A 20,464-nucleotide genomic window follows, 5' to 3' on the forward strand; every position below is an offset into this window, starting at 1 on the left:
TTGGGGGCAAATATGGAAAATTTAAATCGTAAAAAAGCAATAAAAATTGAATTAGCTAACCCTGATACAATTCGCTCATGATCACATGGAGAAGTTTTAAAACCAGAAACTATTAACTATAAAACATTAAAAGCCGAAAGAGATGGCTTATTTGATGAAAGAATTTTTGGTCCAACTAAAAATTATGAATGTGTTTGTGGAAGATATAAAAAAGCTAACCCTATGAATAAAGGGAAAAAATGTGAAAAATGTGGTGTTGAATTAACTGAATCAATCGTTCGTAGAGAAAGAATGGGACATATTGAGTTAGAAGAACCAGTTACTCACATTTGAATGCTTAAAGTTGCTCCTTATAGAATTGCTGCAATCTTAGATTTAAAAGCAAAAGAATTAGAAGAAGTAGTTTACTTTGTTTCTCATATTGTTTTAGAACAAGGTAATCAAAATCATTTTCTAGAAAAAGAAGTTTTAGATTTAGGTTCATCAAGAATTACTAAAACTAGAGAAAAACTACAACTATCAATTTTAGATGTTATTGATCAAATTAATGATCCTGAGCATAGAGATACTAAAAAAGCTAATAGATTATTAGAAGAATTAAAAAATACTTCTATTCCATTTTCAATTGATGAAGCAACTAGTTTAATTAGTAAATATACTAATGCAAAATTTGGGATTGGAGCTAGAGCTGTTGAATATCTATTAGAAAAAGTAGATTTAACTAAAGAAATTGAAGCAATCAAAATTCAACTTGAAAATTCTAAAAAAACCCCAAATGAAAGAACTAAATTATTAAAACGTTTAGAAACTTTTGATTCTTTAAAACGTTCTAAACAACGTCCTGAATGAATGGTTATGAGAGTAATTCCAGTTATTCCACCAGATATTCGTCCTATTATTCAATTAGATGGCGGTCGTTTTACTACTTCTGAAATTAATGATTTATACAGAAGAATCATTATTAGAAATGAAAGATTAAAAAAAGTTAAAGAAATGGGTGCGCCTTCAATTATTGTTAATAATGAAAAGCGTATGTTACAAGAAGCTGTTGATGCTTTATTTGATAATGAAAGAAAACCAAAACCAGTTCAAGGAAAAAACAAACGCCCATTAAAATCTTTAACTAGTGTTTTAAAAGGAAAACAAGGCCGTTTTAGACAAAACTTATTGGGAAAACGTGTTGATTATTCAGCTAGATCAGTTATTGCAATTGGACCAGATCTAAAAATGTATCAAGCAGGTTTACCAAGAGAAATGGCAATTACTTTATTTAAGCCATTTGTAATTCAATGACTTCAAGATCATGAGTATGCTGAAAATGTAAAAATTGCTGAAAAAATGTTATTACAAAATGATCCAAAAGTTTGAGAAGCACTAGAACAAGTAATTAAAGATAGACCTGTTTTATTAAATCGTGCTCCTACATTACACCGTTTAGGAATTCAAGCATTTGAACCTAAGTTAGTTAAAGGAAAGGCAATTCGTTTACACCCATTAGTTACAACTGCATTTAATGCTGACTTTGACGGGGATCAAATGGCAGTTCACGTACCTATTACAAAAGAAGCTGTTGCTGAATCAAGAGCTTTAATGTTAGGTTCAAGTGCTATTTTAGGACCAAAAGATGGAAAAGCAATTGTTACTCCTGGTCAAGATATTATTTTAGGAAACTACTATTTAACTACTGAAGAAAAAAACGCTAAAGGTCAAGGAATGATTTTTTCAAGTTTAGATGAAGCGTTTATGGCTTATAATAGTGGTCAAATTCATTTAAACTCATTAATTGGAATTGCTTTATCAGCTTTACCTAAACAAAAATTTAGTGATAAAAATCAAAGATTAAATTCTTATTTACTAACAACTGTTGGAAAACTTTACTTTAATCAAATTTTTGATGATAATTTCTCATGAATCAATTCAAATAATATTTGAAATGCTAAAGAAGCGGTTAAAGAATTTATTTATGATTTTTCACAAGACATTAATAACGTAATTGAAAATATTCAAGTTCAACAACCAATTAAGAAAAAAGAATTATCACTTATTATTGAAAGATACTTTGAAACTCATGGAGCTAGAAAAACTGCTGAAATGCTAGATAAGATGAAAGATCTAGGATTTAGTTTTTCAACAAAATCAGGAACTACAATTTCAGCTGGAGATGTTGTTGCCTTTACTCATAAATATGATGAATTTAAAGAAGCAGATCAAAAAGTTGAACAAATTACTGATTTTTACAATATGGGTATGTTAACTAATAGTGAAAAGAAACGTCGAATTATTGATGTCTGATCAGAAGTTAAAGATAAAATTCAAAATGAATTAGCAACAGTATTGCGTAAAGATGTTAAAAATCCAATTTTTGTAATGGTTGATTCAGGAGCTCGTGGTAATGTTTCAAACTTTACTCAATTAGTTGGTATGCGTGGATTGATGAACGATACTAAGGGAGATATTAAAGAAATTCCTATTAAGTCATCATTCCGTGAAGGATTGACTGTTTCAGAATACTTTGTTTCAACTCATGGAGCTAGAAAAGGTATGGCTGATATTGCTTTAAAAACTGCTGATTCAGGTTATTTAACTAGAAGATTAGTTGACGTTAGTCAAGAAATTGTTGTTGTTAATGAAGATTGTGAACCAAGTAAAGGATTTGAAGTATCAGCTATTATTGATACAAAACATGATAATGTTATTGTTCCACTAAAAGATAGATTAGTTGGAAGATTTACATTTGAAGATATTTATGATGATGATAAAAACCTAGTTGCTTTTGCTAATACATTAATTGATAAAAATATTGCTGAAAAAATTATTATGTCAGGAATTAGTTCAGTAGTTATTAGATCGGTTTTAACTTGTGATAACAAACGTGGTGTTTGTCAAAAATGTTATGGATTAAACTTAGCTACTGCTTCAGTTGTTAATATTGGTGAACCAGTTGGAGTTATTGCTGCTCAATCAATTGGAGAACCAGGAACTCAATTAACAATGCGTAACTTCCATACAGGAGGAGTTGCTGGTAATGTTGATATTACTCAAGGGCTTCCACGTATTAAAGAATTATTAGACGTTACAACTCCAAAAGGCGCTGTTGCTATAATTTCTGAAGTTGATGGAGTAGTTAGTGAAATTGAAGATTATAATGGTGTATTTGTAATTAATATTGTTACTGAAAATGAAGAAGTTAAAAAGTACAAAACTGAATTTAACTCAGTATTACGTGTTGAACAAGGTTCAAGTGTTGTTGCTGGTCAAAAATTAACTGAAGGAGCTATTGATTTACACCAATTATTAGAATTTGGTGGAATTCAGGATGTACAAAATTACATTTTAAAAGAAGTTCAAAAAGTTTATAGATTACAAGGTATTGAAATTTCAGATAAATATATTGAAATCATCATTAAACAAATGTTAAACAAAGTAAAAATTACTGATAGTGGTGATTCTGATTTATTACCTGGAGAAATTATTACAATTCAAAACTATAAAGAAGTAGTACAAGATTGCATTATTAAATCAATTAGGCCACCTTTATCAAAAGCTCAAATCTTTGGTATTAAAAAAGCACCTTTAGAATCAAGTTCATGATTATCTTCTGCTTCATTCCAAGATACTGCTAGAGTATTAACTAGAGCAATTATTAAAGGAAAAGAAGATAAATTAGAAGGATTAAAAGAAAATATTATGTTAGGTAATTTAATTCCAGCTGGTACTGGTTTAACTGGAACTCAAGAAGTTGAACAACTAGCAGAACAATACCATAACAATGAATATTAATAATTAAATCTCATTTTAAATGAGATTTTTTTATTTTAAAAGATTAGTATAATTAATACATATGTAAAAATATTATTTAAAAGTTATGAAAAAGATTTTAAGTTTAATTAGTTTATTTATTTATTTAGTTTAATTACTAGTTCATCTTTATTAGTTATTAGTTGTACTCATAATTATTCAAGCACTAATAAAATTCCAACAATTCCAAATACTAATAAAAAACCTGAAACTCCAAATGAAAAAATTCCAGAAAATGTACCAAATCATAGTGACAATAAACCAGAAATTCCTAAAACACCTGACAACAATAATCTAAAACCTAATGATCAAAATAATCATTCAGATAATTCAGAAAACTCTAACTACACACCAAGTAATATAACTAAATTAGTTTATGAACCTAACAAGATTTATGAAGTTGAAAAAAATCCTGAATACTTTACAGATTTCCATTTATTCAGTTCAGATTTTTTGTTAAATAATTCAGCTTATACAATTAGTAGATCTACAAACAAATTTCATACGGCTAAACATAATATGAATGTGTTTTTAAAAACTGGTAATTATAATAATCCAGTTGATTTTAGAAGTATTTATAATTCAAATACTGATGATAAATTTTGAAAACACACAAAAGATATTGGTTGGTATGGTGATTTTGGAGAAACTGATGAAGAAAAAGTAGCTTTTTATAATGACCATATATCAGTTGATGGAATGGTAAAACAAGCATATTTGAAAAACTTTAAAGCAGAAGAAATTAGTTCTAGTAAATCCTTAAACTTTAATTTTAATAGTTTTATTTTAAAAAACCCTTTTGGATTTTTACCATCAAACTTAAGTCAGTTATTTTATTATATGGATTTTGAATCGATTACTCAATTATTTAATGTTGGTAAAGTTATCGATATTAAAGCTAATTTTGATGATAAGAAAGGTGAATTTGAAATTCTATTAACTAACTCCAATGGCGAGAAATACTATAAAAAAATTGATAAACAAAATACAAAATCTTTAAAAAGTGATTCTGATTATTATAAATACATTAATGACAGAAGTTTTAATATACTTATTGGTCTTAAAAAATGAAAAACAGATAAATTTAAACTACAAGACCCATCAATTGAAATTGATCACATAGGTGGAACAGCTTGAGTAATAGATAGAACAATTAATGAAGAATTTGAAAGACAAGATTATTATGAGTTGTTAATAGCAACTAATATACATGTATTTAGTTTAAGAGATGCCTTTGATAAATCACTGCACTTTGATATTAATAATAAGAATCAAAGATATTTTAGTGATTGAAATGCTAGTTTTTGAGATTATGAAACATTTAAAGACCAAAATACAATACCACATATATCTGCAAGTAGATTAAATAGTAATAATTTTGATTCTAATGAAATAAAAGTTGATAGTTCGCTTGAACAAACATTTGAAATTCAAAATGAATACCTAACTGCACCATACTATACTCCTAGATATTCAGTTTCTGGATTAAGAAGCAAAGTATATGATGATGGTTTAGCATATTTTGAGGAATTTGATAAAACTAGTCTTATGGCAAAAACAAAAAATGGTGGTGCTGATTTTGTTATTTTAAAACTAAAAATAAAGAAGAACAAATTAAAACACATTTTACCAGAGTTAGATAAAGTTATTGGAAAAGAAGAAGAGAAAAACTGGCATATAGGTTTAGGTTGAAATGAAAAACATTCACCTATAAAAACCCAATTCTATGCAGGATATCCAGCTAAAAATTACGATTATAGCAAAAGAAAATTTGATTATGTATTTAAAACTAACAAATCAATAGGTGGGATTATTAGTACTCAAAACAGAAGTGTTGATGCAAACAATTTTAAAAGTTTATGAACTAAGTATGATGAAAAAGAAAATAAAGACTGAAATTCACATCATGAAAATTGAAAAAAATATACTGAACCATTTATAAAAGATCAACATGGAATGGTTAAAACTGTTTTAACTCAACATTCATCTTTATTTACAAGAATAGAAAAAAATGAAGAACATAAAGTTTTAGACAAAGGCTCATCTGGATCAATGGCTATTGATTCTTCATTTAATTTAATTGGTATTAATTATTTACTTACTAGTGATGATAAACATAATACAATAACAAATGCAATTAGTTTAATGCAAGGTCAAAGTGATTATGAAAATGGATTTGATGGAAATATAAGAACTGATTTTATTAAAAAATTAAAAAAAGATAATTTAATTACTGTTAAATTAAATCCAAATAAAAAATAGCTAAAACTCTAAAGCCCAGCTATTCCTGTATCTAGTACATAAACATTATAATAACCAAGTTTGTTTAAGTGTCTAGCTGTTAAACCTGATCGGTTACCATGATTACATACAAAAATTAGTTTAGTATCTAAATTAGGTCATCTTTTATTAACGTTATCTAAAACTTCTGGATAAGAGATATTAGTACTTGGTAAAAATTTTTCAAAATTTTCATATTCATACTTATCTCTAACATCAATTACTTGTCAACCTTTATCTAGTAATTCAAAAAACTTATCATTAGATATTTCAATAATTTTTTTCATTAAGCTCACCTAATAATATTTTATTTGCTAAAAATTCTTAAAAATATTATTGTAAAATATTTTAAAAGAGAGGTTAGTATGTCAAATCGAATTTATATAGGAAATGATCATAGTGCAGTTGAAATGAAACAAGCAATTGTTAATCATTTAAAATCAAAAAATTATGAAGTAATTGATCTAGGAAATAATGATGGTAAATCTTGTAATTATGCAAAAATAGGTCAAACTGTAGCTGAACATGTTGTAAAAGATACTAATAGTAGAGGTATTGTAATTTGTGGAACTGGAATTGGTATTAGTATAGCTGCTAATAAAGTTAAAACTGCAAGAGCTGCTTTAGTATATGAAAAAGAAACAACTGAATTAGCAAGAATTCATAATGATGCAAACATTATAGCACTAGGAGCTAGAATGATTGCAATACCAAAAGCCATAAATTTGGTCGATATCTTTTTAAATACACCATTTGAAGGTGGAAGACATATAGAAAGGGTTGATACATTAAATGAATACAAAAATTAATTCAAAAATAAGAGAATCATTAAATAAAGAATTAAAAAGACAACAATCTCACATTGAATTAATTGCTTCTGAAAACTATGTTTCTCAAGCTGTTTTAGAATTAAATGGTTCTGTTTTAACTAATAAATATGCTGAAGGTTATCCTGGTAAAAGATATTATGGTGGTTGTGAATTTATTGATGAAATTGAAAGTTTAGGAATTCAAACTGCTAAAGAATTGTTTCATGCCGAACATGCTAACATTCAACCTCATTCAGGAAGTCAAGCAAATGATGCTGCTTATAAGGCTTTATTAGAACCAAAAGATCGTGTTGTTGCTATGAGTTTAGACGCTGGTGGTCATTTAACTCATGGATATCCTATTAATTTTTCTGGATATACTTATGATTTTAGATTTTATGGAGTTAATAAAGATACTGAGCAACTAGATTATCAAGAAATTGAACAAATTGTTTTAGAACATAAGCCAAAATTAATTGTAGCTGGTGCAAGTGCTTATTCTAGAATTATTGATTTTAAAAAATTTAAAGAAATTGCAGATAAAGTTGGAGCTTATTTGATGGTTGATATGGCTCATATTGCTGGACTAGTAGCTGCTGGAGTTCATCCAAATCCAATGGAATATGCAGATATTGTGACAACAACTACTCATAAAACTTTAAGAGGAGCACGTGGTGGATTAATTTTATGTAAACAAGAGTTTGCAAAAAAAGTTGATTCAGCAGTATTTCCTGGTTCACAGGGTGGTCCTTTAGAAAATCTAATTGCTGGTAAGACTCAAGCTCTTTTAGAAGCTTCAACTGATGAATTTAAAGAATATGGAAAACAAATTGTAAAAAATACTAAAGCATTAGCTAATGCTTTACAAGAAAATGGTTTAAGACTTGTTGCTGGTGGTAGTGATAATCACTTGATTAATGTAGATATTAAATCTACTTTACAAATTACAGGTAAAAAAGCTGAAAAAATTTTAGAATCAATTGGAATTATTTGTAATAAAAATATGATTCCATTTGATACTGAAAAACCTTTTTATACTTCTGGAATTAGACTTGGAACTCCTGCAATGACAACTAGAGGATTTAAAGAAGAAGAATTTAAGCAAGTAGGACTAATTATTGTTAGTGCTTTAAAAGATCAATCAGAAGAGAATTTAGAAAAACTAGCAAAACAAGTTGTTAGTTTATGTGAAAAATTTCCAATATATCAAAGTATTAAATACTAATTTTAAGTACTCTTTTTTGAGTACTTTTTTAAAAAAGGAATTTGCTAATTAATTATTTTTGTTATACAATCAATCGAGCGCATAAAAAAAGGAGAATATATTATGGCATTTACAGAAATTAAACACCCATTGATTATAGATAAGCTAACTAGAATGAGAAAAACTGAAACTTCTTCAAAAGATTTTAGAGAAAACTTAAGTGAAATAGCACAATTAATGGTTTATGAAATTTTTAGAGATTTAAAACTTGAATCAGTTGACATTGAAACTCCAGTTGCAAAAACTACTGGATATACAATTAATCAACCAGTAGTCTTAGTTCCAATTTTAAGAGCAGGAATTGGAATGCTAGACGGTATTCAAAAATTAATTCCAACAGCTAGAATTGCTCATATTGGATTATATAGAGATGAAGAAACTTTAGAAATTCATCAATATTTTGCAAAAACTACTAAAGATATTGATAAAAGCTATGTAATAGTAGTTGATCCAATGCTAGCAACTGGTGGAAGTGCATGTAAAGCAATAGATATTGTAAAACAATGAGGAGCTAAAGAAATTAAGTTTGTTTGTTTAGTAGCTGTAGAACCTGGTATTAAAAGATTGCAAGAACAACATCCTGATGTTGAAATTTACGCAGCTTCAAAAGATGAAAAATTAAATGAAAAAGGTTATATTGTTCCAGGATTAGGAGATGCTGGAGATAGAATTTTTGGTACAAAATAATTAAGATTTATAAATGATACATTATGTATCATTTTTTTATTTACTCTAAGTTTATAGACTTTAAAAATTAAATGTTTTTTTTAAAAAGAGAGTAGAATATATATAAGGAGTTTCATATTTCAAGAAAGGTTCATTTATAATGTTAAAGCAAACTTTTTTAGATAAACAACTAAGAAAAGCTTTAATATTTAATACTGTTTGATGATTCATACTTATTATTGTTTTTATAGTATTATCAATAATCAAAACGCTAAATTGGATTAATTTAATAAGTTTGGTTATTGCTTATTTTTGCTCATATATAGCAATATTTTTATTGTTTTTAACTAAATCATTAATTATAAAATATCAAAATCCTTATTTAATTTATTTAATGTTCCTTTTAAGAATAGGTATATATGTTATTCCACTTTTTATTGCTTTATTATTAAGTGATGAAAATATTTTTAGTTATTTAGGTATTTTAATTGGTTATAGTTCAAATCTAGTAATACCATTTTTTATACATAAAAGACTAGAAAAGAAAGGAGGAACTTAATGAAACTAGTAACTTTTGCATCAATAAAAGATAATTTAGCTACTTGAAATAAATTTAATGGAATTTTAATAACAATCTTATTAGTTGTTATTATAGTTTGCATAATTTCAATAATTTATAATAAAAAAATTAGAAATTATAATATTGATGATAAGATGCCAGGTTTTTTAGTACTAGTAAATGTTTTTGTAGCAAGTGTTGAAAATATCGTAGTTTCAATATTAGGTAAAAAATATCAAAAACTTACACCTTATATAATGTATTTATTTGCATATATTTTTATAGGGTGTCTTCTTTCAATATTAGGTCTTGAAGCACAAGGGACTTCTTTTACAGTTACTTTATCTATGGGAATGGTAACTTTTATAATGATTTATTATTTTGGGATTAAATATCAAAAACTGGCTTTTTTTAAAAGATTTAAAAATCCAGTTGAATTATTTACTCAATTTACACCACTAATTTCTATTTCGTTTCGTTTATTTGGTAATTTAATTGGTGGATCTATTATTTTAGGTTTATTATATGGATTATTAATTGGTTTTCAATTAAGTTGAGGTGTAAATAATATTCAAGTTGATGGAATGACAAGATGAGCCTCATATGCAATTTGAAATCCTGAATTAGTTGAAAATGGTTATTTAAAACAATATGAATTTTGATGAGCGGGTCTAAATTTATTTACAACACCAATTATGCCTTTTTTACATATGTATTTTGATTTGTTTAGTGGTGTAATTCAATCAACAGTTTTTGCAATGTTAACACTTTCATATTGATCTGCACAAATTGATGATAATGCAAAGAAAACTGATTTAATTGAACAAGTTAAAGAAGAAATAACTAATAAATATCAATAATAAAAAGTATTCTAATTAAATTAAAGGAGGAATATAACATGTTACATACAGCATTTATTTCAAATATTTTAGCTAATTATTTAGGGGCAATGTCAGTAATTTTACCAAACATTTTAGCTGTAACTGGTGATATTAAATATATTGGAGCAGGGCTAGCCTCTGTTGGAATTTTAGGAACTGGAGTTGGACAAGGTTTAATTGGACAAGGAGCTTGTTTAGCAATTGGACGTAATCCTGAAATGGCTTCAAAAGTAACTTCAACAATGATAGTTTCTGCTGGTATTTCTGAATCTGGAGCAATTTACTCACTAGTTATTGCTATTTTATTAATTTTTGTTGTTTAGATTTTTATTAAGAAGGAACAATAAATTGTGTTATCTGTAGGTTTTAATATAGCGATTAACGCAGCAACTCAAGGTGTGCCAAAAATTATTGAATCGCTATTTCCTAATTTACCAAATTTTATAGCTCATTTATTAGCAACTATTGTTTTAGTTATTGTTTTAGCAAAATTAGTTTATAAACCATATAAGCAAATGATTGAAAAACAAAGACAAAAAATTACTGAAGTTTTAAGTGATGCTATTGAAAAACAAACGCAAGCAAACATTAAAATAAAACAAGCAAACTCATTACTAGAAGAAGCTAAAACCGAATCAGTATCAATTATTAACACAGCTAGAGTAGATGCTGAAATTCAAAAAAATAAAATTATTGATAACGCTAATTTACAAGCAAAAAATATTCAGTCATATGCTCAAAATTCTATTAAACAAGAAAAAATTAAAGCACAATTAGAAATTAAAAATACTATAGTTAATTTGGCAATCAATTCAGCTGAAAAAATCTTAAGTAAAGAAATTGATAAAAATACAAACAAAAAACTTATTGAAGAGTTTATTAAAGATCTAGATTAGTATGATTTTAAAAGACAGTACAATAAATAATTATGCAACCGCTTTATTTAACATTGCTGTTAAAGAAAAGTTAGTTGATGATTATATTATTCAAGTTGATGCTTTAATTCAAAGTTTGTCTGATAAAGATGATTTTAATAAACTTGTAAGTTTTTCTAATAAACAAGAAAAACAAGATGCCATTTTAATTATTGAAAAAACTTTTGCTTCATTTGAGTTTGATATTTATTTAATTAATGCATTAAAAATTTTAGTAGAAAATCAATTGTTTATAAATACAAGAATGATTTTAAAAGCTTTGTATAATAAGTTGCTTGATTATAAAAACATAGTTTTAGGTGTTGTTTATTCTACTGAAAAATTAACAAAAACTCAACTATCAGCTATTAAGAAGAAAATTTCAAATAAAGTTAATAAAAAAGTCGAACTAGTTAATAAAATTGATCCAACATTAATTGGTGGAATAAAAGTTAATGTTCAAGGAAAAGTTTTTGATGGTTCTATAAAAGCTAAATTAGAAGCTCTTAAAAAACAAATGAATACATAAGGAGGTTTAAGATGAGTTTTAATATCAAAGAAATCTCTGAGATGATAGAAAAACAGATAAGAAATTATAATAAAGAAGTAGTTCAAACTGAACAAGGAACAGTTGTTAGTGTTGGAGATGGAATTGCACTAATTTATGGATTAGATAATGCAATTATGGGAGAGTTGCTATTATTTTCAAATAATGTTTATGGAATGGTTTTAAATTTAGAAGAAGGAGCTGTTGGTTCTGTTATTTTAGGTGATGAAACTTTAATTAGAGAAGGAGATATAGTAAAAAGAACTAATAAAGTTGTTGAAACTCCAGTTGGTGATGCTTTATTAGGACGTGTTATTGATGCTCTAGGTCAACCAATTGATAATCTAGGACCAATTGATTTTACAAAAACTAGACCTGTTGAAAGAGTTGCAACTTCAGTTATGGCTCGTAAATCTGTTTCACAACCATTAGAAACTGGAATTTTAGCAATTGATTCAGCAATTCCAATTGGAAAAGGGCAACGTGAATTGATTATTGGTGATCGTCAAACAGGAAAAACTGCTATTGCAATTGATGCTATTATTAATCAAAAAAATAGAAATGTTAAGTGCATTTATGTTGCAATTGGTCAAAAAGACTCAACTATTGTTCAAGTTGTTGAAAAATTTAAAAAATATGGAGCAATGGATTACACAGTAGTTGTTAATGCAGGAGCAAGTCAACCGGCTTCTTTACAATATTTATCTCCATACACAGGAATAACTATTGCTGAAGAATGAATGGAAAGTGGAAATGATGTTTTAATAGTGTATGATGATTTAACAAAACATGCAGTAAGTTATCGTGAAATGTCATTACTATTAAGAAGACCACCAGGTAGAGAAGCTTATCCCGGTGATGTTTTTTACTTACATTCAAGATTATTAGAACGTGCTGCTAGAGTAAATGAAAACTATGGTGGTGGTTCTATTACTGCTTTACCAATTATTGAAACTCAAGCTGGAGATATTTCTGCTTATATTCCAACAAATGTTATTTCAATTACTGATGGACAAATCTTTTTATCAAGTGAACTATTTAATCAAGGTGTTAGACCTGCAGTTGATATTGGTCCTTCAGTTTCAAGAGTTGGATCTGCTGCTCAAATTAAATCAATTAAACAAGTATCTGGAACTTTAAAACTAGAATTAGCTCAGTATTATGAACTAGAATCATTTGCTAAATTTGGATCTGATTTAGATGAAACAACTAAAGCTACTTTAGATCAAGGTGCAAAAATTATTCAAATGCTAATTCAAAAACAATTTAATCCATTAGAGCAAGTTGACCAAGCAATTTTATTATTAACTATTAAATCACACTTATTAAAATGATTACCACTAGATAGTATTTATAACTTTAAACACGAAATTTTGTCACATTTTAAAAATGACCAACAAGCAGCTAAACTTCGCAAAAAATTAGATGAACAAAAGACTTTTGATGATCAATTACAAAAAGAAATTTTAAAGCAAGCTCAAAAAGTAGTTTTAAAAATAACCAAAAATATTAAAGAATATAAACCTGAAGCATTTGGTAATATTACAGAATATCAAAATCTAGGAAAATAGTATGCCAAATTTGAGTGGATTAAAAACAGAGATTTCATCTGTTAGAAATATTTCAAAAATTACTAATGCAATGCAACTTGTTGCTTCTGCTAAATTAAGAAAAATTAGTAAAAAAGTAATTGATACTCATAATTATGTTAGTGAAGTATATTCTTTATTTAATGATATTATCAGACAAACTGATAAATCTGTTTTTTTAAAAGAAAGTAATTTTAAAGCAAATAAAACTTTGTGAGTAGTTATTAATTCTAATTTGGGTTTGTGTGGTGGCTATAATTCAAATGTTAATAAACTAGTTTTACAAAATCTTAAACTAGAAGATGAAATTTTTGCTATTGGTTCTAAAGCTGTGTCATTTTTTAGATCTAAAAAAATTAAAATTAAAAATCAAATTACTGATATTGATATTAGTTTTACAAATAAAAAAGCAAGATCAATTAGTAATGATCTTTTAGATGTGTATATAAATCATGAATTTGATGAAATTAAGATTGTTTATACTAAATTTATTAATAATGTAACTTTTGAACCAACTATAATTAGAATTTTTCCAATTATTAAATTAGAAAATAAATTTAAACACTCACAAAGCTTAATATTCGAACCTGATGCTGAACAAATTTTAAATAGTACAATTTTAATTTATGTTAATGCAATTATTTATGGAACTATTATAGAATCACAAGTTAGTGAACAAGCTTCAAGAAGAACTGCTATGGAAAATGCAACAAACAATGGTAAAAATCTTGAACAAACTTTAAGTTTAAAATATAACAGACAACGTCAAGGTGCTATTACTCAAGAAATTAGTGAAATTGTTTCTGGAGCTAATAACAAATCTTAGGAGGACATATGGTATCTAGTAAAAAAACAATAGATAAAAACAAAACTCAAGTTATTGGAAAAATTATTCAAGTATTAGGCCCAGTTGTTGATGTTAAGTTTTCAGAAAATAATATACCAAAAATTTATGATGCATTAATTGTTGATAATAATGGTAAAAAATTAGTTCTTGAAGTTGAACAAAATATTGGAGATGAAATAGTTAGAACTATTGCAATGGGTCCAACTGAAGGGTTAAAAAGAGGATTAGATGTTATTAATACTAATTCACCAATTACAGCTCCAGTTGGAAATGAAGTTTTGGGTCGTATGTTTAATGTTTTAGGTGATCCAATTGATGAAAAACCAGATTTAGATGTTAAAAGATTGCCAATTCATAGAGATGCTCCAATTTATGAAGAACTAGTTACAACAACTGAAATTCTAGAAACTGGAATTAAAGTTATTGATTTAATGATTCCATTTACAAAAGGTGGAAAAGTTGGATTATTTGGTGGAGCTGGAGTTGGTAAAACTATTTTAATTCAAGAACTGATTAATAATATTGCAAAAGCTCATAATGGGGTTTCAGTTTTTGCTGGAGTTGGTGAGAGAACTAGAGAAGGAAATGATTTATATCACGAATTCATTGAAGCTGGAGTTTTAAATAAAACTTGTTTAGTATTTGGACAAATGAATGAGCCACCAGGAGCTAGAATGCGTGTTGCTTTAACTGGTTTAACTATTGCTGAATATTTTAGAGATAAAAAAAATATGGATGTTTTATTATTCATTGATAATATTTTTAGATTTACTCAAGCGGGTTCAGAAGTTTCAGCTTTGTTAGGACGTATGCCTTCAGCTGTTGGATATCAGCCAACTTTATCAACTGAAATGGGTTCATTACAAGAACGTATTACCTCAACAAAAAATGGATCAATTACTTCAGTTCAAGCGGTTTATGTTCCTGCTGATGATTTAACAGATCCAGCCCCAGCTACTACTTTTACTCACTTAGATGCACGTATTGTTTTAGATAGATCTATTGCTAGTTTAGGAATTTATCCAGCAGTTGATCCACTTGCTTCTTCATCTCGTGTTTTAGATCCAGAAATTGTTGGACAAGAACATTATGATATCGCTTTAAAAGTACAAATTACTTTACAAAAATATCAAGAATTACAATCAATTATTGCAATTTTGGGTATGGATGAATTAAGTGAAGAGGATAAATTAATTGTTCAAAGAGCAAGAAAAATCAGAAATTTCTTGTCACAATCATTTTTTGTTGGTGAAAAATTTACAGGAAGACCTGGGGTTTTTGTTAAGGTAAGTGATACTGTTAGATCATTTAAATCTATTTTAAATGGTGAAGTTGATCACATTCCCGAAACTTACTTCTTATATTCTTCAACTATTGATAATGTTATTGAAAAATATAACAATGATAAAGATAAATAATGGGAATTAAATTAAAAATCTTAACACCTAATGGTGTTTTTATTGAAGATAAAGAAGTAGATATAATTAATCTTAAAACTATTGATGGAGACATTGGGGTTTTAGAAAATATGGCTCCATTTGTAACAGCTTTAAGAAATGATACTTTAAGTTTTAAAGAAAAAAATAAATACACTTATATTCATCTTGATCAAGGGCTAGTATTTATTAATAGCAAAGAATGTAAAATTATTACTGAAAAATTATATCTTGTAGATAAACAAGACAAAGAATTAGCTACTCCTTTAAAATTAATATAATAAAAAAACCTATACTATATCTAGTTTGACTAGTTATAAGTATAGGTTTTTATTAATTTTACTTTCCTGATCTTTTTAAAACACTAAATATTGAACCTTTTCTTCTTTCAATTTTAAAAAATATAAAGAAGAAAGCTAGTACAAAAAATGCAATTATAATTAATATAATAAAGACGATTAGTGATCTACGATTGGCTTTTTTTTCTAATTCTTTTATTTTTTCATCAGATAAAATAGGAGTTTGTCAATATTCTTCTAAAGCGTTTCGAACATATTTAACAGATAATAATGTAATTATATGTATAAGAATAACTCCAAGAAAAATTCCTAATAAAATGTAGTAAGGAGTTAGTTGACCTGGTTGAGCAAAATATTGTTTTAATGTTAACCTATGAATTGCTTCATTATCTTGAAGTTTTCCAGAACCTCATTTAAACATTACAAACATTGAATAAATAATAGCACCAACACCAGTATAAATATATACAGCCAAACAAAATCAATTAGCATAGTATGGCTTTTTAATTTGTCTTTCATACATTTTTTTAATTAATAAAGGTGCCATACCTTCTTCTGGTTTATTTAAATAAAGCATAGGTAGTTTTTGTGCTTGATATTCTTCTGTTCTTTGTTGCATATCTTTTAGATATTTTTTATAGTTACTAAATAGTGTTGATATTAAAACTATATATATAAATCAAATTAGAGTCAAAATTATAATAATTGCTATTAAATGTCATACTTTAAATTTGTTCATTGTATATAGTCAATTGTGAAGTGATTTACTATATTTTTGTATGTTGTTTGGATCATATAAAAAGTTGTTATACTTACTTATTAAAAAAATAACAAAATATCCAATCAAAGAAGTAAATATAAATAATAAAATTCAAAATTTTAAATAAGATAATTTAACTATATTTTTTATTTTTATATCAGGTTCAAATTTTACTTTTTCATTATTTGATTGATTATCTTGTTCAGATTGTTCTTCATAATATTTTTGCTGTTCATATTCTTGTTGATAATTTTGTTCATATCTAAAATCTTGATTATAATATCTATTATCTTGATAGTGATTATGATAATTTGAAATAGAACTTTGATTTTGATCATAGTATTTGTCATCTAAATAATTGTGATGTTGATTATTTGGATGAAAATTTTGATGATCGTTTGAATTATTAGATGAATTATGATCGCGCATTTTAGATCTCCTTACTTATATATCATTTATTTAATTTTATAAAAATCAAATAAATCAAATAATTTAAAAACAAAACTTTTTATTTAAATATACAAGTTTTATTTTATAGTTTATTATCTATATCTTAATTTAATTTTTATTATATATTATGTTTTTAAAGTATAATAAAATAGTTAAGGTGGTGATTATTTTATGACAAATTTAACTTTTTCTATAGATGAAAGTCCAGAGTCCCATAGTAAATATATAAAAAGATTAAATAATGTTATAAATAATCCCATATTGTTCTTATAGGTCTTTTATAACATTATTTAGTCTTGTAAAGGAGTGAAGAAATGTTTTTATTTAAAGAGAGAAAGTTTTCTCCTAAAAAAATAACAAGACACAAAAAAAAGACCCACTTTGCAAATGAAAGATTCATTAAACAAGTTAGTAATTTAGAACAAAATGAAGTATTAGAAATATTACAACTTAAACATTTTGGACTTACTAACGAACAATTTGAATTAAGATTAAAAAAATATGGAACTAATGAGTTAAAAAAGAAAAAGTTTAACTTATTAACAGAGTTTTTTCATGCTTTTTTTGGTCCATTTAATATCATTTTATTACTGATTTCTTTATATAATTTTATTTCATATGCTACTAATGGTTTTTATCAAGAAACAAAAAGTAGTGATTCTAAATTTGAATTAGTAGGTGCACTAATTGTTTTAGTAATGGTTCTTGGAAGTGGTTTAGCTTCTTTTATTCAATCATTAAGATCTCATTTAGTTACTAAAAAAATTAGTTCTATTGTTAAAAGTACTACTAATATTATCAGACATAAAAATGACGAAGATGTAGAAGATTATATAAAAATAACTAAAAGAAATCAGTTAGATTTAATTAGACTTGGTGAAGAAATTGATGTTAAACAACTAGTTCCAGGTGATTTAATCTATTTATCAAGTGGTGATATGTTACCTGCTGATGTTAGAATCATTCAATCAACTGATTTATTTATTAATCAATCATCTTTAACTGGAGAATCAATACCAGTTGAAAAACATGCAAATAATAAAAAAAACACAAATAATATTTTGGACTTAGAAAATATTTGTTATACAGGAACTAGTGTAGTTTCTGGTAGTGCTTTAGCTGTAGTTTTAGCAACTGCAAATGACACTTACTTTTCAACTATTAGTAAAGCTATTTTAGAAAAACGTCCTGATTCAAGCTTTACTAAAGGAATTAAACAAGTAACAAGAATGTTATTAATTTTTATGCTTGTAATGGTTCCAACTGTTTATTTAGCAAAATCAATTATTGGAACTATTTCAAGCGGTGGTTCTTTTGACAATATTAAAGACAACCCTTGATTTCAAGCAATCTTTTTTGCTGTAGCTGTTGCAGTTGGATTAACTCCTGAAATGTTACCAATGATAGTAACTACTAATTTAGCAAATGGAGCTTCTAGAATGTCAAAACAAAAAGTTGTAGTAAAACAATTAGAAGCAATTCAGTCACTTGGAGCTATTGATGTTTTATGTACTGATAAAACTGGTACATTAACAAATGATAAAATAGAACTTGTTGACTATTTAAGAGTTGATAAAAAAGCAGATCCAACATTATTAAAATATCTATATATTAATAGTTATTATCAAACTGGGTTAAAAAATCCAATGGATAAAGCAATTGTTGATTATGTTAATAAACACAATCATAACTTTTTTATTCAAGATATTACTAAAATTGATGAAATACCTTTTGATTTTAATAGAAGAAAACTAACTGTTATTTTTGATGATGAAAATGAAAAACGTTTTATGGTTACAAAAGGTAGTGTTGAAGAAATTTTAAATTCTTGTACAAGAGTTATTCAAGATGATAAAGTTGTTAATTTAACTGATACTTTTAAAAGACAAATTATTGCTTATTATGAAAAAATCAATCAACAAGGTAAACGTTTATTAGGTATTGCGTATAAAAAAATTAGAGATAATCAAGCTAAATTTAGTCCAAGAGATGAAGACTCATTAATCTTTATGGGATTTGCTTCATTTTTAGATACACCAAAACCATCAACAAAACAAACTATCAAGCTATTAAAAAAATACGGAGTAGATTTAAAAATTTTAACTGGAGATAGTGAACCTATAACTAGAGCTATTTGTAAAATGGTTAATTTAGATATTAAAGGTTTAGTAACTGGTGAAGAAATTGATGCTGCTAGTGATTATGAATTAAAAAAGATTGTTGAAGATAATAATATTTTTGTTAAATTAAATCCATTACAAAAAGTTAAAATTATTCAAGTTTTAAAACAAAATAATCATGTAGTTGGTTATATGGGAGATGGTATTAATGATGCTCCTGTGTTAAGACAATCTGATGTTGCTATTTCAGTTAATAATGCAACAGAAATTGCAAAAGATGCTAGTGATATTATCTTATTAGAAAAATCATTATTAGTTTTAGAAAAAGGAATTATTCAAGGAAGAACTATTTTTGGAAATATTTTAAAATATATTAAAATAACAACTGCTTCAAATTTTGGAAATTCATTATCAGTCTTAATTGGAACAGTTTGATTACCATTTTCACCAATGGCACCTGCTCAAATTTTATTACAAAATTTAATTTATGACTTTTCACAATTTGGAGTTGCACTAGATAAAGTTGATGCTACATTTTTAACATCTCCTCAGCGATGGCAATCAAAAGACCTCTTACCATTTACAACAATTAATGGAACAGTAAGTACATTTTTTGATTTAATAACATTTGCAATTGCAGGATATTATTTTGGTTATATTACTAGTTATAATAATGCAATTGTTTCTAGTGATACTTCATTAGCTAACATATCACTAGCTAAATTCCATGCTTGTTGATTTATTATTGGTTTATTATCTCAAACATTTGTTTTCCAAGTATTGCGTACTGAAAGACTACCAATAATTCAATCTCGTTCAACTTGACCTGTTTATGTAATTGGAGCTATGGCTACAATAATTGCTTTTATGATTGTTTATGTAAGTCAAATTGGAAATTTGGTTCAATTAACAAGTCCGGGATTAATTTATATTCCTATTTCAATCACAATCATTTTTAGTTATTGTGTAGTTGCTCAACTAACTAAAATGGTTTATAAAAAAATCTTTAAAAAATGATTATAATCATAAAATAAATAAATTATTTAAGTTCAAATACATAAGTGTTTGAACTTTTTATTTTGTCTAAAAATTAAATTATAATTTTATATTTTTTAAAGATTGTATTACTTTTTTTTAATGTAATTATCAATTAGATACATATTGAGTATTACTTATAAAAGTAATTGACAATGAATTAAACCAAAGAAAATTAATAAACAAACACTAAGTGTTGCTATTTAAACT

At 26.3% G+C, this 20,464-nt stretch carries 17 protein-coding genes; 15 read left to right on the forward strand and 2 right to left on the reverse strand.

Features of this window, described 5'->3' with window-relative positions; translation table 4 throughout:
* Window positions 1-12: 12 nt before the first annotated feature.
* Window positions 13-3,780: a DNA-directed RNA polymerase subunit beta' gene (rpoC, locus tag MSB_RS00580; protein WP_013447436.1), complete on the forward strand. Its 3,768-nt coding sequence runs from the start codon at window positions 13-15 to the stop codon at window positions 3,778-3,780.
* A 114-nt stretch (window positions 3,781-3,894) separates the two neighbouring features.
* The gene (locus MSB_RS00585) at window positions 3,895-6,060 is read left to right on the forward strand and encodes an MAG2960 family serine endopeptidase lipoprotein (protein ID WP_129619728.1); all 2,166 of its coding nucleotides are present in this window, start codon (window positions 3,895-3,897) and stop codon (window positions 6,058-6,060) included.
* Between the two features lie 8 nt (window positions 6,061-6,068).
* Here MSB_RS00585 and MSB_RS00590 read toward each other — a convergent pair whose 3' ends face one another.
* On the reverse strand, window positions 6,069-6,365 hold the full coding sequence (locus MSB_RS00590; protein ID WP_013447439.1) for a rhodanese-like domain-containing protein: 297 nt from the start codon (window positions 6,363-6,365) through the stop codon (window positions 6,069-6,071).
* A 78-nt stretch (window positions 6,366-6,443) separates the two neighbouring features.
* On the opposite strand from MSB_RS00590, the gene rpiB reads away from it, so the two are divergent.
* The 12 genes from rpiB (at window position 6,444) to MSB_RS00650 (ending at window position 15,871) form a co-directional block, all read left to right on the forward strand.
* Window positions 6,444-6,887: a ribose 5-phosphate isomerase B gene (rpiB, locus tag MSB_RS00595; protein WP_013447440.1), complete on the forward strand. Its 444-nt coding sequence runs from the start codon at window positions 6,444-6,446 to the stop codon at window positions 6,885-6,887.
* On the forward strand, window positions 6,871-8,112 hold the full coding sequence (locus MSB_RS00600; RefSeq protein ID WP_013447441.1) for a serine hydroxymethyltransferase: 1,242 nt from the start codon (window positions 6,871-6,873) through the stop codon (window positions 8,110-8,112). Before rpiB ends, MSB_RS00600 begins: the two co-directional genes overlap by 17 nt.
* A 102-nt stretch (window positions 8,113-8,214) precedes the next feature.
* The gene (gene upp / locus MSB_RS00605) at window positions 8,215-8,838 is read left to right on the forward strand and encodes a uracil phosphoribosyltransferase (RefSeq protein ID WP_013447442.1); all 624 of its coding nucleotides are present in this window, start codon (window positions 8,215-8,217) and stop codon (window positions 8,836-8,838) included.
* 139 nt (window positions 8,839-8,977) lie between these two features.
* A complete protein-coding gene (locus MSB_RS00610; RefSeq protein ID WP_041362206.1) occupies window positions 8,978-9,376 on the forward strand; it encodes an MG406 family protein in 399 nt (132 codons plus the stop codon).
* Complete coding sequence (locus tag MSB_RS00615) at window positions 9,376-10,236, forward strand: F0F1 ATP synthase subunit A (protein ID WP_013447444.1); 861 nt, start codon at window positions 9,376-9,378, stop codon at window positions 10,234-10,236. The genes MSB_RS00610 and MSB_RS00615 overlap by 1 nt, the downstream gene beginning before the upstream one ends.
* Window positions 10,237-10,274: 38 nt before the next feature.
* Window positions 10,275-10,580 (forward strand): ATP synthase F0 subunit C, encoded by a 306-nt coding sequence (gene atpE, locus MSB_RS00620; RefSeq protein ID WP_013447445.1) that lies wholly within the window; start codon window positions 10,275-10,277, stop codon window positions 10,578-10,580.
* Between the two features lie 27 nt (window positions 10,581-10,607).
* Window positions 10,608-11,153: a F0F1 ATP synthase subunit B gene (gene atpF, locus MSB_RS00625; protein ID WP_013447446.1), complete on the forward strand. Its 546-nt coding sequence runs from the start codon at window positions 10,608-10,610 to the stop codon at window positions 11,151-11,153.
* Between the two features lies 1 nt (window position 11,154).
* Window positions 11,155-11,700: a F0F1 ATP synthase subunit delta gene (locus MSB_RS00630; RefSeq protein ID WP_013447447.1), complete on the forward strand. Its 546-nt coding sequence runs from the start codon at window positions 11,155-11,157 to the stop codon at window positions 11,698-11,700.
* Window positions 11,701-11,711: 11 nt separating this feature from the next.
* The gene (gene atpA / locus MSB_RS00635) at window positions 11,712-13,289 is read left to right on the forward strand and encodes a F0F1 ATP synthase subunit alpha (protein ID WP_011386982.1); all 1,578 of its coding nucleotides are present in this window, start codon (window positions 11,712-11,714) and stop codon (window positions 13,287-13,289) included.
* A gap of 1 nt (window position 13,290) precedes the next feature.
* A complete protein-coding gene (atpG, locus tag MSB_RS00640) occupies window positions 13,291-14,133 on the forward strand; it encodes an ATP synthase F1 subunit gamma (protein ID WP_013447448.1) in 843 nt (280 codons plus the stop codon).
* Window positions 14,134-14,141: 8 nt separating this feature from the next.
* Window positions 14,142-15,572, forward strand: coding sequence for a F0F1 ATP synthase subunit beta (atpD, locus tag MSB_RS00645; protein WP_013447449.1), 1,431 nt, complete (start codon window positions 14,142-14,144; stop codon window positions 15,570-15,572).
* Complete coding sequence (locus tag MSB_RS00650) at window positions 15,572-15,871, forward strand: hypothetical protein (protein WP_013447450.1); 300 nt, start codon at window positions 15,572-15,574, stop codon at window positions 15,869-15,871. The genes atpD and MSB_RS00650 overlap by 1 nt, the downstream gene beginning before the upstream one ends.
* Before the next feature lie 58 nt (window positions 15,872-15,929).
* Here MSB_RS00650 and MSB_RS04900 read toward each other — a convergent pair whose 3' ends face one another.
* Window positions 15,930-17,078, reverse strand: coding sequence for an MSC_0882 family membrane protein (locus MSB_RS04900; protein WP_013447451.1), 1,149 nt, complete (start codon window positions 17,076-17,078; stop codon window positions 15,930-15,932).
* Between the two features lie 335 nt (window positions 17,079-17,413).
* On the opposite strand from MSB_RS04900, the gene mgtA reads away from it, so the two are divergent.
* Complete coding sequence (gene mgtA, locus MSB_RS00660) at window positions 17,414-20,242, forward strand: magnesium-translocating P-type ATPase (protein ID WP_013447452.1); 2,829 nt, start codon at window positions 17,414-17,416, stop codon at window positions 20,240-20,242.
* Window positions 20,243-20,464 lie beyond the last annotated feature (222 nt).

It is taken from the genome of Mycoplasma leachii PG50 (genome assembly GCF_000183365.1).
GTDB classification, from domain to species: domain Bacteria; phylum Bacillota_I; class Bacilli_A; order Mycoplasmatales; family Mycoplasmataceae; genus Mycoplasma; species Mycoplasma leachii.